Here is a 22,489-nt window from a genome sequence, read left to right on the forward strand (position 1 = left end):
TACTCTCACTTTTCTTGCTTAGCTTTTTTGTTTACAGGGCCAGCCTTCTGCGAGGCGCGCCATTTTCGTTTGAGCATCTGGTTCAGCGCCCATGTTCGCGCATCCCTCGACGCGGCATTCTTTTTGCGGATCTGTTCCACAATGTCCATTTCGAGACTGTCCGCGGCCTCGGACACGGTTAGCGACTTGCCGCGGGTCACCGACGCTAGGTACGCGTCGAGATCTTGCTGCCGTATTAGAACGGGGCGCCCTCTAATATAAGTGAGTTTTCCGCCGAGGCGCAGCCTTTTGACCTTCGAGGTCGAGCAGCGCAATATCTCGGCGACCTCAGGCTCGGTGAAAAAACGCTCAGTCACTGCGATACCTCCCCAAGCTCTTTCATTCGCTTGGAAAGCCGAAGGAGTGTCGATCGCGAGCAGCCCGTTGCAGCAACGATATCGTTCCAAGACATCTTGCGCGCCAGCATCCGCGTGATTGCTTCATTACGTTCAGTATCTTCGGGCCGGCCTTTGTAACGGCCCGACACTTTTGCCTTTTCGATCCCCTGGGCCTGGCGGCGTTGGCGATCCTCGTAATCCTTTCGCGCGACGGCCGCCAAGACATCCAGCAACATTCCGTTGATCGCCGTGAACATTCGCCCGGTGAACTGATCCTCTGCTTTCGACAGCATCATATGCGAGGTGGGCAGGTCTAGTGCGACTACCCGCACCTGGCGCGCGGCAATTTCACGTTTTAGAGTTTCCCAGTCGGCCTCATTGAGACGGCTTAACCGGTCGACTTGCTCAGTCAGCAAAACGTCGTCAGGCCGGCAATCTGCTAGGAGCCTGAAGAGTTCCGGCCGCCTTAACGAAGCGCCGCTCTTGTTTTCAACATAGTAGGCTGCGATCGAGAAGCCCTTCTCTCGTGCGAAGTCATCCAGCTGAGACTTCGCGCGCGATGCATCCTGCTCCAGGGTGCTGGCGCGCAGATATGCGCGAACAAACATGGCATTCATCCTCAGTTCGATTTAGATGGTTCGGTTCTACTCAGTTCGATTTGCACCGTGAGACGAGTTATCGAACCGGCAAAAGAGCTGGTTCGATTGGGGCATATTCTAAAGAACGGTCACTGCAGGCGCCGCGCAGCTTTCTCCAAGCTGGCTCTGATCGCCGCATTGCAACGAGCGCGATGCACTTCGTCTTGCGTGTAGATTGACAGCACGTCGAGCTCGTCGCGCCACTCGGCCGCCTCGGTAGCGTCGTCTCGACGATCGGCTTCCATAAGAGCGATGGTTGCCCGGTTCAGGGCCGCCAGTTCGTTATCGGCAGGTGCCAAAGCTTTCGTCCTTTTAAACGCGATGATCGAACCTTCTCCGAAGCTGCCGCCGCAGGGCGGAGCAGCCGCTGGGGAAGTGCGGGGAACGAAAGCGATGATGTTGGCCATGTTAATCTCCTAGCCTGCCGTACCGATAAGCTGGGTTTATTTACATGGTTCGATAATGTCAACAGTTCGTTTTGCTCTCGTTCTCAGCCTGACGGTAGGACCCAAGCTCTATGTCGGTCAAACAGTCTGATCTGCCGGAAGCGTCGGCCGTTGAATGCGACAAAGGGTAATGGTGCAGTATCCGGATCGCATGGTGGCTAGGCGCAACGTGGCATCCACCCCCTGGGTGCGCTCCAACTGCCGATCCGGATACCGCAACAGACGGCCATAGAAAAATTCAATGAGCTGGAACTTTTTTGCTCACGAGAAAGATTTGCGGCTGCATTTTAGAAAAGAGTTTCGGCTAGACTGTCGCATGACCTGTGTTGTCTGAAGGCCCCGTCAGACATTCGGCGCGAAAGAGGGCGCTTTGCCCGCTCATCCGCATGCGAAGCTCAGACCGGGCGCCAGGCCCCCACCCCCTGCCTGACCAACGATCCCTACCCCACCCCCTGGGGGCGGTCCGCCGGCCAACCCGGATGTGGTGCCAGACGCCCATAGGAATTTTTGCCCCGACAGAACTTTTGGACACTTTGTCGCCTCGCCTCATTGAGCGCAAACCGGCCCTGTTTTTCGCAAAAATCAGCCGCAGGCGCTCTATCGGATATGGCTTTCAGCGAAAACGCATGGTAGCTTTCATCACCGCCTGAACAACTGCGGAGCTCAGGCCTCCGCGCTCACCGCCTCCAAGATCTGGAGGCACGTCAGATCCTTCGAACACACGCGGCTTTTGCCGGTTCGATCGACGTTGGTAGCGCGATGACATTCCCATTTCTTCATTGGTCACGCCCGGTGCGCTTGAGCGTTCTGTGGTCTCTCTCAGGGCTTGGCCTTGCCGATGGCACGCGATGAGCGAGGCAGCACGAACACAGGCCGCCGCCACGCTTCTGGTCACGGCTGTCGAGAATTTCGACCAGGCCTTAGCGACGACCCACCCCATTTACTTTGCCGTGCTCGGCCTCGACGCGATCGCGCAAGCGGTAGCACCTTGCCGGGATCTCGTGGACGTTGAGCCGCAGGCGGCAGCGCGGATCGCAGAGCAGACGCATCCCGTAGCAGCCAGGATAGCGGAGGCCATCGCAACCGAGGTGCCCGCGGACATCGTCTACGCCGGCTTCGGTGCCGCGAAAGACTTGGTGACAGTGCGCTCCGACGCGTTGCGCGCAGACCGGAGTCTCTACGTCGCCATGATCTTGGGCGATCTCCGGTCATATCTCTGCCGGATTGAGATCCGCCGCCGTGGCGATCCGCTGAGGCATCTCGCCAGGGAACAGGCCGCCTTCGAAGCATTCAAGGCAGGGATCTGGACAACCGCCGGGTTTGATCCCCGGGACACACAGTCGCGTTGGCACTGAGACCGGAGACACCGCAGATGGCAAACTTCTTCGATCAGTTCGACAGTCCCGCCACAGCCGCCCCGCCGCCGGCAGCGGCTGTCGGACCCTGGACGAAATACGCCGCGCAGACGCCGCAGACGCCGCCCGCGCAAGGTCGCCCTTGGGAGAAGTACCAGACCGCTCCGGGGGCGCCGCAAGCTGCACCGCAGGCGCCCAACTATTTCGATCAGTTCGACGCCCCCGCCTCAAATGCGTCTCAGCCATATCCAGGGCCGACCGGACAGCCGCAGGCGTCCGCGGTGGCGGACGAGGAGCGCTCGCTCGTCGACACGATCATGGACGGCGGCGCCTACGGCATGGGTATCGCTGACCAGGGCGCGCGCGGCGTGGCGAATGGCGTCGCGAACATCGCGGGCCTACCGAACGCCATCCAGCAGGGTGGCCTCTCCGCTCTGGAATGGGGCCTTGGAAAGGCCGGCGCGCCAGAGGCTGTTCTCGACACTGTCGGCGGTTTCAAAAATCTCGTCGATGTCTTCCCGAGCGCCGAAGGCATCAAGGCCACTTTGGACAGCGCCAACAACACGACGGCTGACGTTCTGGGCGTCGAGCGGCCCCGCGTCTCGCCGGATAATTTTCCGGAGCGCGCGGCAAGCCGGATCATGGAAGAGGTCGGCGCCGCCGCGGTTCCCGCAGGTGCGGCGCTGAACAAGGCGCGGGCGATCGGCGTTCAAGGCGCGCGTGCGATGCCTGGCATGATCGGGCGCTATGTCGAGAGTGCTGCGGTCAATCCGGCGCGCTTCGCGCGGCGCGAGGGCGCCATGGCCCTTGGCGCCGGTGCCGGCGCGGCTACGGCAAACGAGGCCGTCGATCGCGACACGACCGCGGGCGCGCTTGCCGACTTCTTTGGAGCGGTCACCGGTGCCGGGACCGTTGGCGGCGGTGCGGCGCTCGGCCGCGTCATGGGCGACATCGGAGCCGCGGCAACGGGCCGCCCTGGCTTTGCCTCGAATGTCGTTCGCGATACCGTCACCGATGCCTTGATCCAGAATTCGGACATCATGAGCCGACAGGTCGATCCCTCGAACCTGACGCAGCCCCTCGATACACAGGCCCTTATCGACGCAATCAACCGTCCGTCGGATGCGGAGCGGCTCGTACCGGGCCTGCGCGCATCGACGGCCGACACCGCGGGCGACGCCGGGCTGGCGTCTCTTGAGAATGCGAGATCCCGGGCCAATCCCGGACCGTACCGCGATCGCGTCGATCATAACGCAATGCGCATCGAAGACGTAATCATGGGCATGCGGCCCGACGAGCGGCCCGGCGCCTATCGCAGCACCGCTGAAGCCGTTCGGGAGCAGTTGTTTGCCGAAGCGGCTACCGGGCGCCAATCGGCCGCCGACGCGGCTGCGGAGGCTGTCCGCCAGATCACGCCCGCAGACACCGCCGCGCAGCGCGGCAGCATGGTGCGCGAGGGCCTCGAGACCGCCCGCGATGCAGCGCGGGCCCGCACCGATGCGGCATATGCGCAAGCCAACATCGCTGGCCGTCAGGTCGATCCGGCGCCGCTGACCAGTGCCCTCGACGTAGCTGTCGGCGGGCTGACCGAGGTCGAGCGCGGACTGGTGCCGCAGGGCGTCGTTGATCGCGTGCGCGGGCTCGGACTGCCGCTCGAGAACGGACCGCAGCCAACAGGTCTGTTGGACGCCGCCGGCGCCACCATCACGCGCCCGCCGCGCGGGCCGGAGCCCGTCGCCCTGAAGGAGGCAACCGACCTGAAGTCCGAGCTGCAGCGCCTGCAGCGCGCCGCGCTTGCCGATCCGCGGGCAGAAAAGGGCGGGCGGAATGCCGCGCGCGTTCTCGGTCAAATGGTCGATACGGTCGACGGCTTCATCGCGTCCAATCTCGACGAGACCGATCAGGCCGCATTGTCGGCGGCGCGCGGCGCCAAGTTCGACGAGGCGGAACGGTTCACGCGCCAAGGCGACCCGGTCCAGTCCGCGCTGGCGCGCTACGAGGGCGGCTTGCCCGCCGTTCGCGACGATCGCGTGGCGGGCCTTTTCACGAACACGCAGGCGATGGACCGTCTCTTTGCCCAGGCAGATACGCCCGCGGTGCGCGACGCGATCCGCAACGAGCTGCTTTCGCGCGCGGACACGTCCACCGCTGCCGGCGTCGATCGCTTCATGTCGGCCAATGCCGAGCAGATCGAGCGTTTCCCGGGCCTGGGCAACGAGCTGACGCGCGCCGCAGCCGCCCGGACAGCCGAGGCGGAGGCGGGAACGCGTTTCGGCTCGCTGGAGCGGGATCTCGGCACCGACACGCGACCGGGCCGCAGCACCGTCGGGCGGTATCTGCAGTACAGCGACGCCAACGCCCGGAAGGGCATCCGCGACGTGATGGCCGCGAAAGATCCGGGCCGCGCGGCCGATGAGCTGGTCAACTTCGTGGGGAACGACAAGCAGGCCATCGACGGGCTGCGCGCCGCTTTCTGGGATGATCTCGACGCGTCCGGCCGCTCTGCGAATGCCGCGGCCGAGACTAAGGGCGGCACGATGCCGTGGATCCCGCGCAAGATGTTGAACTATCTCGACGACCCGGCAAAGGCCGCGGTGGCGGAGCGCATCTATCGCGATGACCCGCAGCATCTCGCCATGATCCGGGAACTCGCCGGCGCGCTGAAGGGCGTGAACACGGGCCAGCGTATCGGCAACGCCGTGAACCCGTCCGGCACCGCCCAGATGATGCGCGGCCAGCCGCCGGTCAGCTTCGCCGAAATCAGCTCAAAGGCCTACCAGGCCAAGATCGGCCGAGTTGGCGTGCCGTATGTCGCGTTGCACCTTGCGGGCAAGCTGGCGCGCGGTGTCGTCCAGAAGCAGAGCACGAAGGCCTACGAGCTTCTGCTCGATCGGGCGCTGACGGACCGGGCCGCCGCAACGGCGCTATTGGCCGAGAATAACCCGGCCAACCGTGCGGCTATCACGCGCATGACAAAGGGGTGGTTCGGTGCCGAGATGGCCTTTGCCATTGGTCATCTCGTATCTGAAAGTAAGGAAGCTGATGAGCTTAAGAAATAAGAAATAATTAAAATATGACAGTCGGCACTATTACTCTTGAGCTCGACCCTTAACGGGCGTGTAGATAGCCGAACTAGTCCATCTTAATGGATAGCTCTGCTTCTAGCTTTTTGGCCAGAGCATTCAGGAACGAATCAAGCTTTGTCGCTACTGTGACAACTGTCCGTTTCCTTTCTTCCAAATTTCGGGGAGCATACAGGCGCTCAAACGCCTCTATAAATCGCTCATATGCCGCGTTTGCGACGCTATTCCAGTCTTCATATTTTGAGTGCTCGCTAGTATCAAGCGCTTCAAGAGCTACAATTAACTCGTTGTAGATCTCTGAAAGCTCAGCATTCAGAGGCCCAATTGTTTTTTAAACTCTAGATCTGGAGAAGCTGAAAGCTCTAGAGCCTTCAACTTCTGTTTTGCTGATCTAAATTTGGAAATTACTCCATCAACAGATGCTTTTAGCGATCTATACTCAGATAGCTCATTCGAGCGACGTCGTTGAGTGGAGGCTATGCGTGTATTAATTAAATTCCATAACAGACTGATACCGATACCGGCCCAAGGCGCCCAATCTTTTAGATCCATGAGCGATCAATACTCTGCGAGGATTTCACGGCGCTTCATAAGCGATGAGCGGATGCCGTTATCGATCTGCTGCAGGACAACTGGGTCTGCAGTAAAAGAATATCGAGATAGGAAATTGTCTCTCCCACCTAGTGCACGAACGCTTTCAGCGAACATTCCTTGAAAAAACGATGGCGTAATCGTGTAAACGAAATCTGGAATCTCGATAACGACCTTTTCAGCGGACTCGTCAAGCGTTGCAATGTTGAATAATTCGCGCGCGGCTTGACCTCTGTCGTGCCCAGACAGATTATGAACTTCGCCGCCGCCCGTTAATTCAACGAGGTTAATCTTCTGCATCCAGCACCGCCTTCAAATCATCTTTACTTAACACGAACGTGAGCCCAATAATTGTGCCCGGAAATCGTGATTCTAGGTCAAAAACAAAACTCGCATCCGGCGGTTGTACAGGGCTGTTCCCTGAATTAAACCACTGCATGCGAGGCTCGTCTTCCCCAGTGCGCGTACCATGCAGGTAAGGCGCCCGTGCCCTGATGCAAGAGCTGCCTGAGACGATGGTCATGCGCGGGCCCTTGTCAGTACCACTTGATACTCCTAGGGCGCTGACCAACTCTAGCACCTCTTGAAGTCCTATGCCACCGCGTTGATTCGCTGCGGCTGCATGATCACTGGTGATGCCGTCTTGAAGTGCAACCAAAGTGGCGAGCGTATCTCGAGAAATGCCACAATCTCGATGCCGATCAGTGTACTTGTTAACCTGAGCTCTGATCGATATCGGAGCCCGTGCTAGGGATTCTGCGATGGAACTTCCGACGCTTAAGAACCCCATGTGACACCGGTAAACATCACGGTCTCCTTCAAGGCGCCTTGCCATGAACGCTGCCGTTGACCATCCGCCATCTTTACCCGGCGGGTGACTGTGACGCTCAGCGTTGTCGAGTAGCTCACCAATGATGCTTGCCAATCTAGCTTTTCCGCCTTGAGCAAGGCAGACTTCGTCCTCGGAGGCAGCTGCTAACCATTCGTCCAAAGCTTCACAAAATTCATCTGCGACTTTTTCCTTGGACTGCGGGTGCAGATAACGATCAACGCTTGTGGACGTTCCTGCTCTTCTGCGAGAGCGTTTGGGGAATGCCCAAACGTCATCAACATTCTCTAACCCCTTTAAGCGCATGGAGAGATCTTTTTTCAACTTGAGAGTCTCGACAACCTTTTGGATAGGCATCTCCATTCGCCCACCTTTAAAAACCTTGGACATGTGCGGCCACATCTCAGCAAGAGCTAGATAAGCAGAGACATCGACGCAGTATGGATCGTCAAAATGCAGTTGTGCGTTCGCCGCTTTCCCCTCAAATTTGAGAATTTCGGCGAGCTGATCTAAGGTGTTTTGCGGATGATCGATGAATGAGAAATTCCGCAAGACAAGCTGATCGTATTTTTTATCGTAGCGTCGTTTTAGAATAGGAATCCATTCGGACTTCCTTTTTGGGTAAAGCCCTGATGCTAAAGCGTCCTCACTGAATGAACTTTTAATTAGAAGAGACTTAGGAAGCTGGAATCGCTTGCCTTTTTGATTATCTCGTATGATCTCACGAGATTTCCTTTTAGCAAAACGGCCTTTGCCAAGTCGCCCTTTAGGGTTGCCTGATGCAGCTACTGCTCGCAGCTGTCGTCTGTATGCTTGCAGCAGTAAGCGAAATTCCCGATCAATACCTTGAGGTGCAACTTCGTGAGGCTTCGCAATTTGCCCACGTGTGCGATGCTTGATCTGCTGGAAGAGATTTTTGAACACTGGCGACCCTGTACTTTGGGCTGCTCTCATAGCTGTATTTGCATTGTAAGCGCAACCTGACAGCTCTGTTTCATCCTCGAGACACACAGGCTTAACTCAAAGACGAGCAGGAGTTGGGCGCGTCAATGTCGAGCAGCTGCAACTTATCGCCGGCCTGCCAGATCGTTTCGCCATCGACAACGCAGGTTACCTTCGATCGCCGCGGGCGCCGCACTCAACAGCATGCGATGGCCGGAACCTAAAGGAGCTAAGGGTGTTCCTCAGCGCGAATGGAGCACATCATGATCAGAGCGCCGATAAGCGAAATCCAAGGGCCAGACCGACAGCTTGAGTGTCATCGAGCGCTTGATGCGCACGTGATGGAGGCCGTCGATCAGGCTACGAAAGTCGGCTGGACCGCTTCGGAAGTCTTTGGTGCCTTGGAGGCTGTGATCGCTGATCGTCGCCTCGCTTATTCCACGTCAACCAGCACGACAGAGGCAAACTCCGAGATCTCGATGGCCTCCGGCGTCGATGGCGCCACTGCCAACCTCTGAGGTTTGCTCTGTCCACATTTACACCGGTGCATTGTATGCGAATGAGATTTCACATGTTTGAGCCCGATTCAACGGTCGGGGTCGAAGGCTTTGGTACGCAACGTGAGCTGTACACCGTGCTCCTTCGCCGAGGCGTTAAAGGCGATCATGCGCTGCTAATAGCTTTGGATGTCCTCACAAACATCCAGCGTCAGTCACCTCACAAACATCCAGCGTCAGTCACCTTAAACATGTCACGGCGATGGCTACACCATTGTGGCAGAAGCGAGCTAACGAAGAAGCCACGGCCCATTGACCCGTTTCCAGTTTCGGCAGTCGTTTTTGCCTGAAATGCGCGCCTCGGCGCGGAATGAGACACTAGCGGCCGCGTTCCGGAAGCAGAATCAGCTGATCATCCGGTAGTGGCCGCTGCAGCGCTTTCGCCTCTGCCCAGGGGAGCGTGAGCCACGCCTCGACTTCATCTTGTGTTGTCAGGATCACAGGCATCGCTTTCGGATGGATCGGGCCGACGACGCCGTTCGGCGGGCAGGTGAGGAAGGCATAGTAGTCCGCGGTGATCAGGCCTTCCTTGACCTTGCGCACGCTTGTCCAGTCTTTGACCCAGATCCCAGCGAAGAACATCAACGGCTCTGTCGCGTCGCCCGCAAACCATGCATTCGGTGTGCGGCCGCCTTCGACCTTGGCGGCCGGGTCCGGCTCGGCAAACCGTGTCAACGGCACGACGCACCGGTTCTCGACACCCAGCCATCGCGTCCAATGCCTGCTTGCCGTATTCCGCACGTTGGTGGTGCCGCCATCGGGCTCCATCTTCAGCAATGCATCGAAGTCCACGTCCTTGCCCTTGGCGCGCAACTTGTCAGCTCGCTTGATTGCAGCTTCGTAAAGCGCCTGGCTCGAGCTCGGCATTCCCCATCGCACGGAAGCGAGCTCCCGCACGCCGTCGGGCGCGTTGCGCACGATCGGGGCCATTCGGTCGGGGTAGACGTCTAGGGACGGCTCCATATTTCCCATGACGTCGCGCGCCGCTCTCGCGAAAGCTCGGATTGCCTCCTGGTTGGTCGTGATGTTGTAGAGATTACACATTTGACCACTGCCTCCCCGTCATCGGACCTGGACCCTCTTGAACGCTTGTGAGTTAAAATGCCAGGATCCGAGCCGCAGCAGCATGAGGATATGCTTTCTATGATCATGACGTCTACAGCCAGGACCGTCGGTGAGGACCAGGAGAACGGGGAGAACCCGAGGGAAGTAAAGGCCATGAAAGCGGCCACTCACCGGCCCTACTGCACCATGTGGCTCGCGCTACACCAGATGTTCCCAACGTTCGGCCAACGCTGAGCAAGTCCCTCTCGCACCAGGACTTTGCCAGCATCTCGCCCGTCTGGCAGCCGAATGCGGATCAGGGATCTCCGATCGGAGGTCCGGTCCTTTTTGCCGCTGTCGTTGATCCGGTAGCCCTTAGACATAAGACCGACCAACCGAGCTGTCGCCTCGCGCGCCTTCAGCTTTTCAGCCTGACACTCCCCTGACATCTCGGGCGCATCAATATCGAGCAGCCTCATTTTCACACCTTGCTGCCAGATCGTATCCCCATCGACGACGCAGGTAGCCTTTCGCTCGGCCCGCTTGCCACCTTTGCAAAGGTCGATGGCATGGGCCGGCGCCACCAGCACCAGGCACGGCAGCAGCGCCAGTAGCGCGAGCCGAAAGGGTGCGGCCGGGATCAATGGCTGGCCCTCCGCCCGCTGGGCGCGGCGCGATCTTGCGCGGTCATTCCGTGTGAGCTGCTGCGGGTCATATGGTCGTCATGCATCACGTCGTCTTCATCGTCAGTCCCGCGGCATCGTTCCGAGCAACAGCATGTTGCCTGTCTTGTTTCGGCAGTTCTGGCACGTTAGTCGGGCGCCGATCGCGCAGAGGGGCAGCGCCGCGCCATGGGCACGGGCAAGCGCATAGCGATCGACGCGGGAGACCCGCCCGCAGCCGCCGCAGCGGGCGGCGAGCTGGTACCATTGCTGCAGCTGGCTGAGCGTCGTCCAATCGTCCGGCGGCACCTCCTCGTAGCGGTCGCCTCGGAAGCTCAGATCCTTTCCTCTCGCGTGCCTCATCGCGCTCCCCTCATCGCAAATGCACGACCGGCAGGTCCGACAGCCGCGTCGTGTAACGCGGCGAGCGGTGATCGGCCTTCGTGGTATAGGTTCGCTTGAAGCCTTCGGAGGCGAGCACGAGCGCCTTCTTGCCGAACTGGTCGTTGACGCTGTCGAGCGCCTTCATCAGTTTTGCCCCGCGCTCGATGTCGGCTTCGAACAGGTCCCGCGACCGGTCCTCCTCGCGCACTAGGTCGTCGAGGATCACGCCTGCCTTCGTGTAGGCGTGGCCGTTGCCGGATCGATCGCCCTTCCAGGACTTCTCGACGCAGCGCCGCGCGGCGCGCACCAAGTCGAATGTGCTGCTGGAGGCCGGTGACAGTTCGATCGAGCGGGAGGCCGAGTGCTGCGGACGGTCCGGCTTGTGCGGATTGGTGTGGAAGAAGGCATTGAGATGGCCCGCAACGAGGCCGTGGCTGCGCAGCTTCTCGGCCGCCCGCGTGGCGTGCGCGGTCATCGCCTGCATGAGCGCATCGAAGGTCAGCATGGGCGTGCCGGCCGAACGCGTGACGGCCATGCCCTTGCGCTGCGGCTCGACGGCCTCGATGTCTATGCAGCGGATCCCCTGCAGTTCGCAGACAATGCGCTCCAGCACGACGGTGCCGACCTTCCGGGCGAGCGGCAATGGCATCGCGCGCAGCTGGGCGACGGTGCGGATGCCCTGGGCGGTAAGCTTGGCCTCCGTCTGCCGGCCGACGCCCCAGACCTCGCCGGCGGCGATGCGGGGCAGGGCAAAGGTGAGAATGGTCTCGTCCATGAAATCGCAGACGCCTGCAAAGAGCGGGTTTTTCTTGGCGGCATAGTTGGCGAGCTTCGCCAGCGTCTTCGTTGGCGCAATGCCGACGCAAGTGGGAATGCCGACGCTCTCGCGAACGGCCGCGCGCATCGCGCCGGCATGGTCGAGCATCCGGCCGCCAAAACCTGAGAGATCCACGAACGTCTCGTCGATCGAGTAGACCTCCGTGACCGGCGAGAAATCACGGATCGTCGTCGCGACGCGCCGGCTGATATCGCCGTAGAGCGTATAATTCGAGGAGAAGACCCGGATGCCGTGGGCCTTGATCTTGTCCTTCAGGTGGTGCGCCGGCGCGCCCATCTTGATCCCGAGGATCTTGGCCTCTTCGCTGCGGGCGATCGCGCAACCGTCATTGTTCGAAAGCACGATGACGGGAATGCCGGCGAGCCTGGGGTCGAATAGGCGCTCGCAGGAAATATAGAAATTGTTGCAGTCGATGAGGGCGATCGGCTCGGGCATAGCCGGTCACTCGATCGGGCAGCGCCGGACGACGCCGGCCACGACACCCCAGATCTCCGTCGTTTCCGTCACCTTGATCGGGCGGTAAACGGGATTGTCGCTGTTCGGATCGAGCCAGATCTCGCCATTGCGGCGCGCGACCTTCTTTGCGGTGATCTCGCCATCGACGACGGCGATGACGACGCGGCCGACCCGCATCTTGCCGGCACGATCCACCGCGATCATATCCCCGTCGCAAATCCCCTCCCGCATGAGACTGTCACCGGACACGCGCCACCAGAAGGTGGACGGCTCGTGCCGCACGATCCACGCGATCGGATCGACGACGTCCTCCAGATCATCGGCCGCCGGCGAAGGGAAGCCGGCCGGCACCCGGAGGCTGGAAACCTTGACGACCGAGCGCACGTAATCGAGCGCAACCGGCGAAAGCGTCGGGTGCTGGAGCATGACGAATGAGATCCGATTGAAATTCCAGAAGCGTAAGGCGGCGCTTCTGTTCTACAATTGTTCTCATTCATTTCAGGAGTCAAGCCCGCGCTTCGACGTTCCTTTCGAGGGCTGTTTCCTGCAACCGGAACGAGTCACGCAGCCAGTCGTTGAGTGGGCAGTATAGCGTCAGGAGTATTGCGTAATGGATCAGAAACGGTGGGATAAGCCGGTCACGTTCGAAGAAGATGACCGCGGGCACTTCAGGACACTCACGACAACGGAAGAGGCGGCCCGTGCCCTTTTGATGGATTGGCCTGGAAAAGGCACGAAGGTTCACAAAAGGGCGAAAGAGATCATGATTTTGGTTTTGATGGGCGAGCGACCGCCGACCGAAGCGCGGGACGCGTTTCTTGCGGCCGCCGCGGACGCGAACGTTTTCGTTCGAAGCGCTTGAGCTACTCCAATAGGCGAAGCGCATTCCTGTGAAATTTACAAACTAGGTGGACGATCTCGTGGATTCGCGCTTCTACAACCTCGACAAAATAGGCGCTCAAGTATCAGGTAAGCGTCCAGTCAATAGACAATTCTAAGTGGATTGAACGCAATGGCACGGAACGAGCTTCGAGATCTGGATAGCATCTGGGAATCTGATCTTCTTGATCGACGAGGCGATGCCGAATTCCTTCAAAAATTTCTAAATGGCCGCATGGGAGAGCGTGCCAAGGCCGGCATGAGCGGCTCCTTTGTTCTAAATCTTGAGGCCGAATGGGGTTTCGGGAAGACCTTTTTCATGACACGATTTGCCGAACAGCTGTCGGCGTCCGGGCATCCAGTCGTATTCATCGACGCGTGGAAGAACGATTTCTCTGACGATCCATACACCAATGTAGTCGCCGAAATCGAACGCTACTTCCAGCAATTTCTTGATGAGGCAAGAGCGACGGAAGGCGGCTTCGTTAAAGCTTACGATGCTGTCAAGAAGAACGTGGGCAAGATTTTTTGGATAGGGCTAAAGGGCGGCCTTAAGCGTGGCAGCCGCTGGTTGATAGCCGAGGGTGCCGACGAGATTGTCGAAGTTGTCGATAAACACGTTGTCGATACCGGCGAGGTCGGGGAAAAGATTGGCAGCGATATGGAAGAGCAAACGATAAAAGTCACGGACGCTATAATTGATGCCTTTGCGGAAAAGCGGATCAAAGACTTTGAAGAGGCCAAAGTCAGCCTAGATCGCTTCCGCGAAAGCTTGGCACGCTTGCTTTTAGAACTCGAAGAGCAGACAGGGAAAAAGCTTCCGTTTTACGTGCTAATCGATGAACTTGATCGATGTAGGCCTACCTACGCAATTGCTATGCTTGAGCGCATCAAGCACCTATTCGATGTCGATAATGTCGTCTTTCTCGTTTCTACCGATACGCAGCAACTTGCTCACTCAATAAACGGAGTTTACGGCCAAGGATTTGACAGCCGGCGTTATCTTCAGCGATTCTTTTCAAGATCCTATGTGCTCCCAAAGCCTACACCGAGGGCATTGATAGATTCGATCCTCGATAGCAGCGGCACGAACGAAAGTAAGTGGCAGGCGCCTGGTATTGAAAACGACAACCGAGGTTTTCTCGCGGAAGCGTCGACGCGGTATGGGATGAGTATTCGCGAAACCCAACAGGCAGTCGATATTCTCCAGAGCCTAACAACCGTTTGGTCTCACAACTCGCCTATCCAGCTACTCGTTATGTATCCACTGATATTCGGTTTTCTTTCTGGAAAAGATATTACCGACCTGACTTCCGCAGGTTGGTTGTATCGTTCCGCTAATCCTATTTTGCACGATTGGACAGTCATCGATCAAGGCGTTTTCAGCGGCTTTAAAAAGTTTCGGCAAACTAACCGGATCTCGGATTATCTTCGGAGTCTTCTTGATGCAGTGAGCGGATCGATGCGGGCTTACCTAGATATAAATCCGGATCGCTACAATGCCCAAGAAGTTCCCAATTATATTGATCTTTGGGTCGAGGATCTACAGAGCCGCGAATACAATTTGCGCTTCAGCAATGCTGTCCGAAAAGAAGAAGTGTCACTTATCCGATCATATCCTGATTATATAAGGCACGCGGGCCGGATCTCAGTCTAGCTGAATATTCGAAATTGAGATCGGCTGAATGTCTGCAGCGGGGTCTTCATTGACAAAGCGGATCGCCTTCGCCCGCAAATCTGACGACGTGCTGCATTGTTTGAGATAAAATGACGGGGGTAAGGCCATCCAAACGCTCGACCCCAAACTACTGAAAATGCGGCCCAAAAAAACTGTCGATCTCCGTACATCTTAGTTCAAAGATCCGAGCACGCTCCGGAGCGCTGCGTCCCGACGATCCGCCAGCTATCCGCGGTCCCGCCCGCGCCGATCGGCTCCGCCTGGACCAGCAACTGGCACTGCGACGAGCGGGTAACGGCTGGCGTCACGTTCGTTGCGGGCAGCGTGAGGAAAACAGGATCTGTCCGGAACACGAACACACGGCCGCCGCTGACCGGGTACGCGTCGGCAGGCAGCATGCCGGTCTGTGCCGTGAACTGCGCGATCGTCGAACCGTTGAAGGCCCCGAGCCTGGCGTCCAGCACTGCGCCGGTGTGTGCCTGTTGCTCCTGGGTCGTCTGGCACCCCGATAGGGCCAGCAGAACGGCTAAAGCGGCGAAGAGCTTGCTATGCATGTTCGATCCTCAGAGAAAGATGTTCGGTCCGCTGGCCTGTGTGTCCGCAATCGCTTCGGCTGCTGCGCGCCCGTGGGGCTCGCAGAAGTCGGCCCACGCCACCATCAGCCGGCGGCGCTTCTCGAGCGCGTCACCGCGGCGATAGGCGCGCTCTGTTTCGTCTCCGACCACATGGGCAAGGGCGGCCTCTGCCACCTCTCTTGGGAACTCTGTCGCCTCGCCGCACCAGTCCCGAAACGACGATCGAAAGCCATGCACCGTGACGTCGACCTGCATCCGCCGCAACGTCATCTCCATCGCGAGCCCGGACAGAGGCCGGCCCATCTTCTGGCCCGGGAAAACCAATGCATCCGGCGCTATGCCGAAGGCCGCGACCTCCTCGAGGATCTCGATCGCCCGCCGCGCCAGAGGGACGCGGTGTTCGCGTTGCGCCTTCATTCGCTCCTTCGGGACCGTCCAGACGCCGGCCTTCAGGTCGAACTCTTTCCAAGTCGCATGATAGGTCTCTCCGGACCTGGCAGCGGTGAGGATCGTGAATTCCAGCGCGCGGGCCGACAGCGCGGGCCGGTCGCGCAGGTCGCCGACGAACGCCGGCACATCGGCATAGGGCATTGCCGCATGGTGGCCGCGTGTGAGCTTCCGGCGCTTCGGCAGCAGCTTGTCGAGATGGCCGCGCCAGAGCGCCGGGTTTTCGCCCGATCGATGGCCCTTGGCCCTGGCGGCGTCGAGCACGCGCTCTATTCTGCCCCGCACGCGGGATGCCGTTTCCGACTTCGTCAGCCAGATCGGTTTCAGCACCGCCAGGATATCGGCCGTTCCGATCTGGTCCACCGGCTTTGCTCGCAGCGGGCCCGCATATTCCCGAAGGGTCATTTGCCACTGGGCAACGTGCTTGGCGTTCCGGAACTGCGGCTTCATCGCCTCAATGTAAGCGTCGGCCTCGTCACCGAATGTCGGCACGATCGTGATATCGGCCGAGCGCTTGGCCTCGATAGGGTCTATGCCAGCCTTAAGGTCCGCGCGTGCCGCGGCGGCCAGCTCCCGCGCTCTTGCGAGAGTGACAGAATTCACCCCGCCCAATCCCATTTCCCGCAGACGCTCAAGGCGCCGGTAGAGGAACACCCAGCGCTTGGCGCCACTCTTGTCGACGACCAGGTAGAGGCTGCCACCGTCGCCATGACGGCCTGGCGTGCTGATCGAGGTCACGCCCCTTGCAGTCAATTTATTCAAAGAAAGCGCCATAACTGCCCCAACAATCACCCTAACGCACGACGGTCATTCTATGGAACGACGTGAAACACACAATAAGGGCAGGATCTCTAAGTTCCGGACATTATTGGCTGATTAGAGATGACATGAAACGCTATGAAACGGTAGTTTGGCGGACACCCTCTCCGCCATTTGTCTCGCTGTGCGCATCGATATCTGACGGCAGCTCAGCCTTCTTTCTCGTCATGGTTAGCGTCGCGATCGACGAGGCTCGGTCTTCCGCACGAACGCTGTGTATCAGCTAGAACCACTCAATTTCTATCAGGCGCCAGATCTTGCGCTTGAAATGATATCGATCGTTACCTGTTCGTCTGCCTGATTGTTCAGTTTTTGATTGCGTCAAGGCGCGGCACTTGGGTTGCGTGGAACAGACTGGGTCATTCACTCTGTCGCTCTTGCTTCACCTGAAGCTCGCGGATTCTTACTTTTTTCGGTTCGAAACGATCAAGCCGAAGCGAACATGCAGCCGGCTGCTGGGCGGATCCGCATCGTCGCAAGACTGGAAAATCAACAACAGCATCGAATGGAACGGAGTTGTTTTAGAGATCGTTCATTCATAAGATATTAGAAAACGGTTATGATCAAATAATCTCAGATAACATAGGTGTGGACATGGCAAAGATTACTGTTGGTGCGCTTGGGGCAGGGAAGGGGTTCGACTTCAACATGTTCGAAGAGCTGGATTTCTTCGATTACGATAACGCGTCGACGCCGACGGCCAGCGGTTTCAAGATCTATGGAGACAGCCGCAATTACACGGAGGTCAAGGGCACAAACCTGACCTACCAGATCGAGAATGGCGAGATCTACGGTCTGAAAAGCGGAACCGTGAACGCGCTGACCCAGGTGACGAATGGGAAGGTTCTCTTTGCCGCGACGGATCTCGGTCTTTCGGCCGTTGCGCTGAGCAAGACGATCGACGGCACGGCAATGGATGGTTTGAAGCTGCTGCTGTCAGGGAACGACACGGTTACGGGCACCGCTTATGCCGATACGTTGTTCGGACTTGCGGGCAACGATATCCTGATCGGTGGCTTGGGCGCGGATAAACTGGTTGGGGGCGCGGGACGGGATACGGCGTCGTACGAAAATGCGACGAGCGGCGTAACGGCCAGTCTGGCGACGAATGTCAGCGGCACCAACGAGGCTAAAGGGGATGTGTATGTCTCCGTCGAGAACCTGACCGGCTCGAAATATGCCGACAAGCTCTACGGCGACGCCAATGCCAATGCCAATGCGCTCAGCGGTGGGGCAGGGAACGATGCGCTGTCCGGTGGCGCGGGGGCTGACGCGCTCTCTGGCGGGGCGGGGAAGGACACGTTCGCGTTCAAGGCGCTTTCGGACTCGACCGTAGCGGCATCCGGCCGGGATACGATCTTCGATTTCTCGCGTGCCGACGGCGACAAGATCGACCTCTCCCAGATCGATGCGAACACCAAACTTGCTGGAAACAACGCGTTTACGCTGATCGGCGGCAAGGACTTCACGGGCAAAGCCGGCGAACTGCGGGTCGAGAAGATGGCCTCGGATACGTATGTCTATGGCGACGTCAACGGCGATCGGAAGGCCGACTTCGCGATCCACCTGGATGATGCCGTCACTTTGACGGCCGATTTTTTCATCCTTTAGACCGGATAGACGAGGTCTGGAGGGGCGCTCTGCTTCTCCAGATGGTCCTCCCTCGGCCTTCGCTGTCGGCTGTCGCGCGCGGCGCGGGCGACGTTGCCCGGCAAATCCCAAGGATGCGGGCCTGACGAAGCCGGACCGCAGCCAGCAGGTAAACGCGAGGGTGTCATGCCCTCGCTGTTCTCTCCGGATCGCGCCTATCGCCTCACTCCGCCGCGGCCTGGCCCTGGCCGAAGCGCTTTTCGATATATTCGCCAACGAGCGTTTCGAAATCGCCGGCGATGTTGGTGCCGCGGATGGTCAGGGCCTTCTTACCGTCGATATAGACCGGCGCCGCAGGGAGTTCCCCGGTTCCCGGCAGGGAAATACCGATGTCGGCGTGCTTGCTTTCGCCGGGACCATTGACGATGCAGCCCATGACGGCGACTTTCAGGCCTTCGACGCCCGGATACTTCTCGCGCCAGACCGGCATATTGCGGCGGATGTCGTCCTGGATCTTCTGGGCGAGCTCCTGAAACACGGTGGATGTCGTGCGTCCGCAGCCCGGACAGGCGGCAACCACCGGGACGAACTGTCGGAAGCCCATGACCTGCAAGAGTTCCTGCGCCACCTGCACCTCGCGGGTGCGGTCGCCGCCGGGCTCGGGCGTCAGCGAAATGCGGATCGTATCGCCGATGCCCTGCTGCATCAGAATGCCGAGCGAAGCGGAGGAGGCGACGATGCCCTTGGAGCCCATGCCGGCTTCCGTCAGGCCGAGATGGAGCGCGTGATTGGTGCGCACCGAGAGCATGGCATAGGTCGGAATGAGATCCTGAACGTTGGAAACCTTGGCCGAGAGAATGATCCGGTTGCGCGGCAACCCGATCTCTTCGGCAAGTTCCGCCGAAATCAGCGCCGACTGCACGATGGTCTCGCGCATGACCTGCTGCGCGGTGAGCGGAAAGCCTTTTTCCTGATTGTCGTTCATCAGGCGGGTCAGGAGTTCCTGGTCGAGGGAGCCCCAGTTGACGCCGATGCGCACGGGTTTGTCGTATTCAATCGCCCGCTCGATGATGGCGCCGAACTGCCGGTCCTTCTTTTCCTTGAAGCCGACATTGCCGGGATTGATCCGGTATTTGGCCAGGGCCTCCGCGCAGGCCGGGTGATCGGCGAGCAGCTTGTGGCCGATATAATGGAAATCGCCGATCAGGGGCACGTCGAGGCCGAGGCGCTCCAGCCGTTCGCGGATGCGCGGCACGGCGGCCGCGCTCTCGTCGCGATCGACGGTGATGCGCACGAGTTCCGAGCCGGCGCGGTGAAGCGCCGCCACCTGCGCCACCGTCGCATCCACGTCGGCCGTGTCGGTATTGGTCATCGACTGCACGACGACGGGCGCGCCGCCGCCGACGAGGACACCCCCGACATCCACCCCGACCGTTTCGCGGCGTGGCTGGGGTTCGAAGGCAAAGGACATGGACATGGTGGGCCTCGTGCATTCCCGGTCGATCGGCGCCCCTGAGGTGCAGGAGGATCGCCGCGCTGTCAACTGACGGCGCCTCTCAAGGGTCGAAAAGGGGCCATGGCAGCCCCCGTCCTCCATCAGATCTTGGCGGCGAATTCATGACGCGCACCCGCCGTCTCGCCTGGCTTCAGCTCAGTCCTTCGTCGCATCGGCATGAACCGCATGGCCCGACAGCAGGAGGACGACGATGAACAATGCGGGGATGGAGGTGAAGATGATCGAGAAGCCGACATGTTCGGCAATGAAGCCGATGAGGGACGGGGCAAACAGAATGCCCGAATAGCCCATGAAGGTCACGACCGAGAGGCCGATGCCGGGCGCCAGACCCGGCAGATTGCCGGCTGCCGAAAACGCGATCGGCACCATGTTGGAAATGCCGATGCCGGCGAGCGCAAAGCCGATGATGGCAACCGTCGCATCGGGTGCAAGACCGGCCATCACCAGCCCGACGAGGGCAAGCAGGGTGCAGACCCGGAGCGTCCTCACCGCTCCGAAGCGATCACGGAGTTGATCGCCGGCAAAGCGCATGATTGCCATGGTGGCGGAGAAGGCGGCAAAGCCGTAGCCCGACAAGGCGACCGATGCGCCGAGTTCGTTGCGCAGGTAGAGCGCGCTCCAGTCGATGACCGATCCCTCGGGGATCATCGAGAACAAGGCGACGATGCCGATCAGCCAGGGCAGCGGCGAGCGCGGCAGGGCCAGCTTCTCCCTTTCCGCCTCGGGATGCGGATGGTCGGCCATGACCATCGGCCAGGCGACCGCAAGGATCGCAAAGCCGGCGATGGTGACGAGGACCGCATGCATGATCTCGCCGAACTGCGCGATCGCAGGGCCGCCGAGCGCCGCTCCGGCCAGTGCGCCGAGGCTCCAATAGGCATGGCAGGACGACATGATCGCCCGCCGCATGCGCTTCTCCACGGCCACCGCATTGGCGTTCATCGCCACATCCATCGCGCCGATGAAACCACCGAACAGAAACAGTCCCACGAAGGCGAGAGGCAGGCCCGGCACCAGGCTGAGCACGAGCAGGACGGGCACGAGACAGGCCGCCATCAGCTTGGAGATTTTTTGCGAGCCGAGCCGGGAGATCAGGCCGCCCGCAATGGGCATCATCAGAAGCGAGCCGATCCCGAAGGTGAGAATGAGCAGGCCGAGCATGCCCTCGCTGATGCCGAGACGGTCTTTCAGTACGGGGATCTTCGGTGCCCAGCTGCCCATCATGAAGCCGTTCATGAGGAACAGCAGGGACACGGCGAGCCGGATCCGCGGCATGTAGCCCTGCGGGGCCATCTCTCTTGGGGCGTCGGATGCGCCTGCGGTGGTGTGGTGGTCCATCATCTGTCTCCTTCCGGCCTGCGACCGGATCGTGTCGTTCTGGTTCCGTATGCGGATCAGCCGGCGACCGGCTGCGCCTGCAGAATGGTGACGCCCGTCGTCTCAAGCCCGGCGGTGACCGCATCCGGCGCGTCCGCCTCGAGCGTCAGCGTCATCCGGTCGTTGAGGGCGGCGATGACGAAGGGATGGACCGCGCCCAGCTTGTCGGTCGTGCAGGCGACGAGCACGGCGGCCGCATGGGCCGCAGCGATCGTCTTGAAGGCCACGTCGTCATAGACGAGACCCGTCAGGCCCGCCGCACTGTCGATGCCGCAGGCGCCGAGAATGCAGAGGTCCGGTCGCAGCATCTGCAGATCCCGTTCCGCCTGCCGGCCGATCGCTGCGCCGACATGCCGGTCGATCCGACCGCCGATGGTGATGACCTCGATCCGGGGATGTTCCAGCGCGGCCGTGGCGATGGCCGGCATGTTGGTGGCCAGAGTGAAGGAGAGCCCCGGCGGGAGCGCCTGGACGATGGCGAGATTGGTCGATCCGGCATCGACGAACACCGTCATCCCGTCCTTCAGGCGCGTGACGGCAGCCTCGGCCAGCGCCTGCTTGCGCCCGCGCGAGATGCCGGTCCGCACCGAAAACGGTTGTTCCGACGGCAAGGCCAGTGCGCCGCCATAGACCCGTTCGCAGAGGCCGGCCGCAGCCATGTCACGCAGGTCACGCCGGATCGTGTCCTCCGAGACCTTGAAGTGACGCGCAAGGTCGCCGGCCAGAACCCGGCCGGACTGGCGGAGCTCGATCCTGATCGCATCCTGTCTTTCGCGCGACAGCAGATCGCTCGACATTCATCTCGTCCAATCGTGCATGAATCGGTATGAACGTGCATAAACAATTTTGGCGGATATGCAAAGGGGTCCGTCGAATATGATCTGGTTGACGTCGAGACGACTGAGGTCGCCGCGTCTCGTTTCAGACATCTTGACGCTTTCGGGAGCGGCGGTTCACAAGCAGAGCCCAGCGCAAGTTTTGCGTGCCGAACCCGAGGAGACACCTGGCATGATCCAAGGCATCACATGGCTGCTTGGCTTCCAACTCGTGGGCGAAGTTCTGTCCTATGCGAGCGGGGGGCAGGTTCCGGGCCCCGTCATCGGGCTGGCGCTGCTGGCGGTCTTTCTGCTGGCGACACGTCGCTTGCCGGCTGCAGCCGCCATGGAGCAATCCACCGGCAAGGTCGCAGACGGGCTTCTGACCAATCTCGGCATTTTGTTCGTGCCCGCGGGTGTGGGCATCATCCAGCATCTGGATCTCGTCATGTCCTTGGGCCTGCCGATTCTTGCCGCCATCCTCGTCTCCACCATCGTCACGCTCGTCGTCACCGTCTGGGCCTTCACATTGGCCAAGCATCTGGAGCACAGGTGGAGGCGCAAGCCATGATCGGTATGAGCGTGACCGCC

At 60.0% G+C, this 22,489-nt stretch carries 22 protein-coding genes; 7 read left to right on the forward strand and 15 right to left on the reverse strand.

What is annotated here, in order from left to right:
• Positions 1-5: 5 nt before the first annotated feature.
• The 3 genes from C8J36_RS12000 to C8J36_RS12010 all read right to left on the reverse strand — a co-directional run bounded on the left by C8J36_RS12000 (position 6) and on the right by C8J36_RS12010 (position 1,422).
• Entirely contained in the window at positions 6-356 is a 351-nt protein-coding gene (locus C8J36_RS12000; RefSeq protein ID WP_132535171.1) for a helix-turn-helix domain-containing protein, read from the reverse strand.
• Positions 353-985, reverse strand: a complete 633-nt coding sequence (locus tag C8J36_RS12005) for a recombinase family protein (RefSeq protein WP_132535173.1) — start codon at positions 983-985, stop codon at positions 353-355. Before C8J36_RS12005 ends, C8J36_RS12000 begins: the two co-directional genes overlap by 4 nt.
• Before the next feature lie 119 nt (positions 986-1,104).
• Complete coding sequence (locus C8J36_RS12010; protein ID WP_132535174.1) at positions 1,105-1,422, reverse strand: hypothetical protein; 318 nt, start codon at positions 1,420-1,422, stop codon at positions 1,105-1,107.
• 887 nt (positions 1,423-2,309) lie between these two features.
• On the opposite strand from C8J36_RS12010, the gene C8J36_RS12015 reads away from it, so the two are divergent.
• Positions 2,310-2,816, forward strand: coding sequence for a hypothetical protein (locus C8J36_RS12015; protein ID WP_132535176.1), 507 nt, complete (start codon positions 2,310-2,312; stop codon positions 2,814-2,816).
• 17 nt (positions 2,817-2,833) lie between these two features.
• Entirely contained in the window at positions 2,834-5,875 is a 3,042-nt protein-coding gene (locus C8J36_RS12020; protein WP_132535178.1) for a hypothetical protein, read from the forward strand.
• Between the two features lie 582 nt (positions 5,876-6,457).
• Here the strand turns inward: C8J36_RS12020 and C8J36_RS12025 are convergent.
• Positions 6,458-6,790: a hypothetical protein gene (locus C8J36_RS12025; protein WP_132535180.1), complete on the reverse strand. Its 333-nt coding sequence runs from the start codon at positions 6,788-6,790 to the stop codon at positions 6,458-6,460.
• Positions 6,777-8,243: a hypothetical protein gene (locus C8J36_RS12030; RefSeq protein ID WP_132535182.1), complete on the reverse strand. Its 1,467-nt coding sequence runs from the start codon at positions 8,241-8,243 to the stop codon at positions 6,777-6,779. The genes C8J36_RS12025 and C8J36_RS12030 overlap by 14 nt, the downstream gene beginning before the upstream one ends.
• A 281-nt stretch (positions 8,244-8,524) precedes the next feature.
• Here C8J36_RS12030 and C8J36_RS12035 point away from each other — a divergent pair, with 281 nt between their 5' ends.
• Positions 8,525-8,779: a hypothetical protein gene (locus tag C8J36_RS12035; RefSeq protein ID WP_132535184.1), complete on the forward strand. Its 255-nt coding sequence runs from the start codon at positions 8,525-8,527 to the stop codon at positions 8,777-8,779.
• 357 nt (positions 8,780-9,136) lie between these two features.
• Here the strand turns inward: C8J36_RS12035 and C8J36_RS12040 are convergent, their stop codons facing one another.
• The 5 genes from C8J36_RS12040 to C8J36_RS12060 form a co-directional block, all read right to left on the reverse strand.
• Positions 9,137-9,862 carry an SOS response-associated peptidase family protein gene (locus C8J36_RS12040; RefSeq protein ID WP_132535186.1) on the reverse strand — a complete coding sequence of 242 codons (726 nt, stop codon included), beginning with the start codon at positions 9,860-9,862 and terminating at the stop codon, positions 9,137-9,139.
• Positions 9,863-10,059: 197 nt separating this feature from the next.
• Entirely contained in the window at positions 10,060-10,506 is a 447-nt protein-coding gene (locus C8J36_RS12045; RefSeq protein ID WP_132535188.1) for a thermonuclease family protein, read from the reverse strand.
• A gap of 102 nt (positions 10,507-10,608) precedes the next feature.
• Positions 10,609-10,887 carry a hypothetical protein gene (locus C8J36_RS12050; RefSeq protein ID WP_132535190.1) on the reverse strand — a complete coding sequence of 93 codons (279 nt, stop codon included), beginning with the start codon at positions 10,885-10,887 and terminating at the stop codon, positions 10,609-10,611.
• 10 nt (positions 10,888-10,897) lie between these two features.
• Positions 10,898-12,181 (reverse strand): Y-family DNA polymerase, encoded by a 1,284-nt coding sequence (locus tag C8J36_RS12055; protein WP_132535192.1) that lies wholly within the window; start codon positions 12,179-12,181, stop codon positions 10,898-10,900.
• A 6-nt stretch (positions 12,182-12,187) separates the two neighbouring features.
• Complete coding sequence (locus C8J36_RS12060; RefSeq protein ID WP_132535194.1) at positions 12,188-12,628, reverse strand: S24 family peptidase; 441 nt, start codon at positions 12,626-12,628, stop codon at positions 12,188-12,190.
• Positions 12,629-12,812: 184 nt separating this feature from the next.
• Here C8J36_RS12060 and C8J36_RS12065 point away from each other — a divergent pair, with 184 nt between their 5' ends.
• Both C8J36_RS12065 and C8J36_RS12070 read left to right on the forward strand, forming a co-directional pair.
• Positions 12,813-13,064, forward strand: coding sequence for a DUF982 domain-containing protein (locus tag C8J36_RS12065; RefSeq protein WP_132535196.1), 252 nt, complete (start codon positions 12,813-12,815; stop codon positions 13,062-13,064).
• Positions 13,065-13,214: 150 nt separating this feature from the next.
• Entirely contained in the window at positions 13,215-14,738 is a 1,524-nt protein-coding gene (locus C8J36_RS12070; protein ID WP_132535198.1) for a P-loop NTPase fold protein, read from the forward strand.
• A 197-nt stretch (positions 14,739-14,935) separates the two neighbouring features.
• Here C8J36_RS12070 and C8J36_RS12075 read toward each other — a convergent pair whose 3' ends face one another.
• Together C8J36_RS12075 and C8J36_RS12080 are read right to left on the reverse strand one after the other, a co-directional pair.
• Positions 14,936-15,313, reverse strand: coding sequence for a hypothetical protein (locus tag C8J36_RS12075; RefSeq protein ID WP_132535200.1), 378 nt, complete (start codon positions 15,311-15,313; stop codon positions 14,936-14,938).
• A gap of 9 nt (positions 15,314-15,322) precedes the next feature.
• The gene (locus C8J36_RS12080) at positions 15,323-16,555 is read right to left on the reverse strand and encodes a site-specific integrase (protein WP_132535202.1); all 1,233 of its coding nucleotides are present in this window, start codon (positions 16,553-16,555) and stop codon (positions 15,323-15,325) included.
• A 639-nt stretch (positions 16,556-17,194) separates the two neighbouring features.
• On the opposite strand from C8J36_RS12080, the gene C8J36_RS12085 reads away from it, so the two are divergent.
• Positions 17,195-18,211: a calcium-binding protein gene (locus C8J36_RS12085; RefSeq protein ID WP_132535448.1), complete on the forward strand. Its 1,017-nt coding sequence runs from the start codon at positions 17,195-17,197 to the stop codon at positions 18,209-18,211.
• Positions 18,212-18,413: 202 nt separating this feature from the next.
• Here C8J36_RS12085 and ispG read toward each other — a convergent pair whose 3' ends face one another.
• The 3 genes from ispG to C8J36_RS12100 form a co-directional block, all read right to left on the reverse strand.
• Positions 18,414-19,667 (reverse strand): flavodoxin-dependent (E)-4-hydroxy-3-methylbut-2-enyl-diphosphate synthase, encoded by a 1,254-nt coding sequence (ispG, locus tag C8J36_RS12090; protein WP_062596384.1) that lies wholly within the window; start codon positions 19,665-19,667, stop codon positions 18,414-18,416.
• A 174-nt stretch (positions 19,668-19,841) separates the two neighbouring features.
• Positions 19,842-21,044: an MFS transporter gene (locus C8J36_RS12095; protein ID WP_245506549.1), complete on the reverse strand. Its 1,203-nt coding sequence runs from the start codon at positions 21,042-21,044 to the stop codon at positions 19,842-19,844.
• Positions 21,045-21,100: 56 nt separating this feature from the next.
• A complete protein-coding gene (locus C8J36_RS12100; protein WP_132535204.1) occupies positions 21,101-21,880 on the reverse strand; it encodes a DeoR/GlpR family DNA-binding transcription regulator in 780 nt (259 codons plus the stop codon).
• Between the two features lie 211 nt (positions 21,881-22,091).
• Between C8J36_RS12100 and C8J36_RS12105 the strand changes: the two genes are divergently transcribed.
• Positions 22,092-22,469: a CidA/LrgA family protein gene (locus C8J36_RS12105; protein ID WP_132535206.1), complete on the forward strand. Its 378-nt coding sequence runs from the start codon at positions 22,092-22,094 to the stop codon at positions 22,467-22,469.
• The last annotated feature ends 20 nt before the right edge of the window (positions 22,470-22,489 follow it).

Origin of the sequence: Rhizobium sp. PP-F2F-G48, from assembly GCF_004342335.1 — a bacterium.
In the GTDB taxonomy this organism is placed as follows: domain Bacteria; phylum Pseudomonadota; class Alphaproteobacteria; order Rhizobiales; family Rhizobiaceae; genus Ferranicluibacter.

Coding starts and splice junctions, on each gene's coding strand:
- C8J36_RS12005 (WP_132535173.1), bottom strand. CDS start 985: ATGTTTGTTCGCGCATATCTGCGCGCCAGCACCCTGGAGCAGGATGCA.
- C8J36_RS12010 (WP_132535174.1), bottom strand. CDS start 1,422: ATGGCCAACATCATCGCTTTCGTTCCCCGCACTTCCCCAGCGGCTGCT.
- C8J36_RS12015 (WP_132535176.1), top strand. CDS start 2,310: ATGAGCGAGGCAGCACGAACACAGGCCGCCGCCACGCTTCTGGTCACG.
- C8J36_RS12020 (WP_132535178.1), top strand. CDS start 2,834: ATGGCAAACTTCTTCGATCAGTTCGACAGTCCCGCCACAGCCGCCCCG.
- C8J36_RS12025 (WP_132535180.1), bottom strand. CDS start 6,790: ATGCAGAAGATTAACCTCGTTGAATTAACGGGCGGCGGCGAAGTTCAT.
- C8J36_RS12035 (WP_132535184.1), top strand. CDS start 8,525: ATGATCAGAGCGCCGATAAGCGAAATCCAAGGGCCAGACCGACAGCTT.
- C8J36_RS12040 (WP_132535186.1), bottom strand. CDS start 9,862: ATGTGTAATCTCTACAACATCACGACCAACCAGGAGGCAATCCGAGCT.
- C8J36_RS12050 (WP_132535190.1), bottom strand. CDS start 10,887: ATGAGGCACGCGAGAGGAAAGGATCTGAGCTTCCGAGGCGACCGCTAC.
- C8J36_RS12055 (WP_132535192.1), bottom strand. CDS start 12,181: ATGCCCGAGCCGATCGCCCTCATCGACTGCAACAATTTCTATATTTCC.
- C8J36_RS12060 (WP_132535194.1), bottom strand. CDS start 12,628: ATGCTCCAGCACCCGACGCTTTCGCCGGTTGCGCTCGATTACGTGCGC.
- C8J36_RS12065 (WP_132535196.1), top strand. CDS start 12,813: ATGGATCAGAAACGGTGGGATAAGCCGGTCACGTTCGAAGAAGATGAC.
- C8J36_RS12070 (WP_132535198.1), top strand. CDS start 13,215: ATGGCACGGAACGAGCTTCGAGATCTGGATAGCATCTGGGAATCTGAT.
- C8J36_RS12075 (WP_132535200.1), bottom strand. CDS start 15,313: ATGCATAGCAAGCTCTTCGCCGCTTTAGCCGTTCTGCTGGCCCTATCG.
- C8J36_RS12080 (WP_132535202.1), bottom strand. CDS start 16,555: ATGGCGCTTTCTTTGAATAAATTGACTGCAAGGGGCGTGACCTCGATC.
- C8J36_RS12085 (WP_132535448.1), top strand. CDS start 17,195: ATGGCAAAGATTACTGTTGGTGCGCTTGGGGCAGGGAAGGGGTTCGAC.
- ispG (WP_062596384.1), bottom strand. CDS start 19,667: ATGTCCATGTCCTTTGCCTTCGAACCCCAGCCACGCCGCGAAACGGTC.
- C8J36_RS12095 (WP_245506549.1), bottom strand. CDS start 21,044: ATGGACCACCACACCACCGCAGGCGCATCCGACGCCCCAAGAGAGATG.
- C8J36_RS12100 (WP_132535204.1), bottom strand. CDS start 21,880: ATGTCGAGCGATCTGCTGTCGCGCGAAAGACAGGATGCGATCAGGATC.
- C8J36_RS12105 (WP_132535206.1), top strand. CDS start 22,092: ATGATCCAAGGCATCACATGGCTGCTTGGCTTCCAACTCGTGGGCGAA.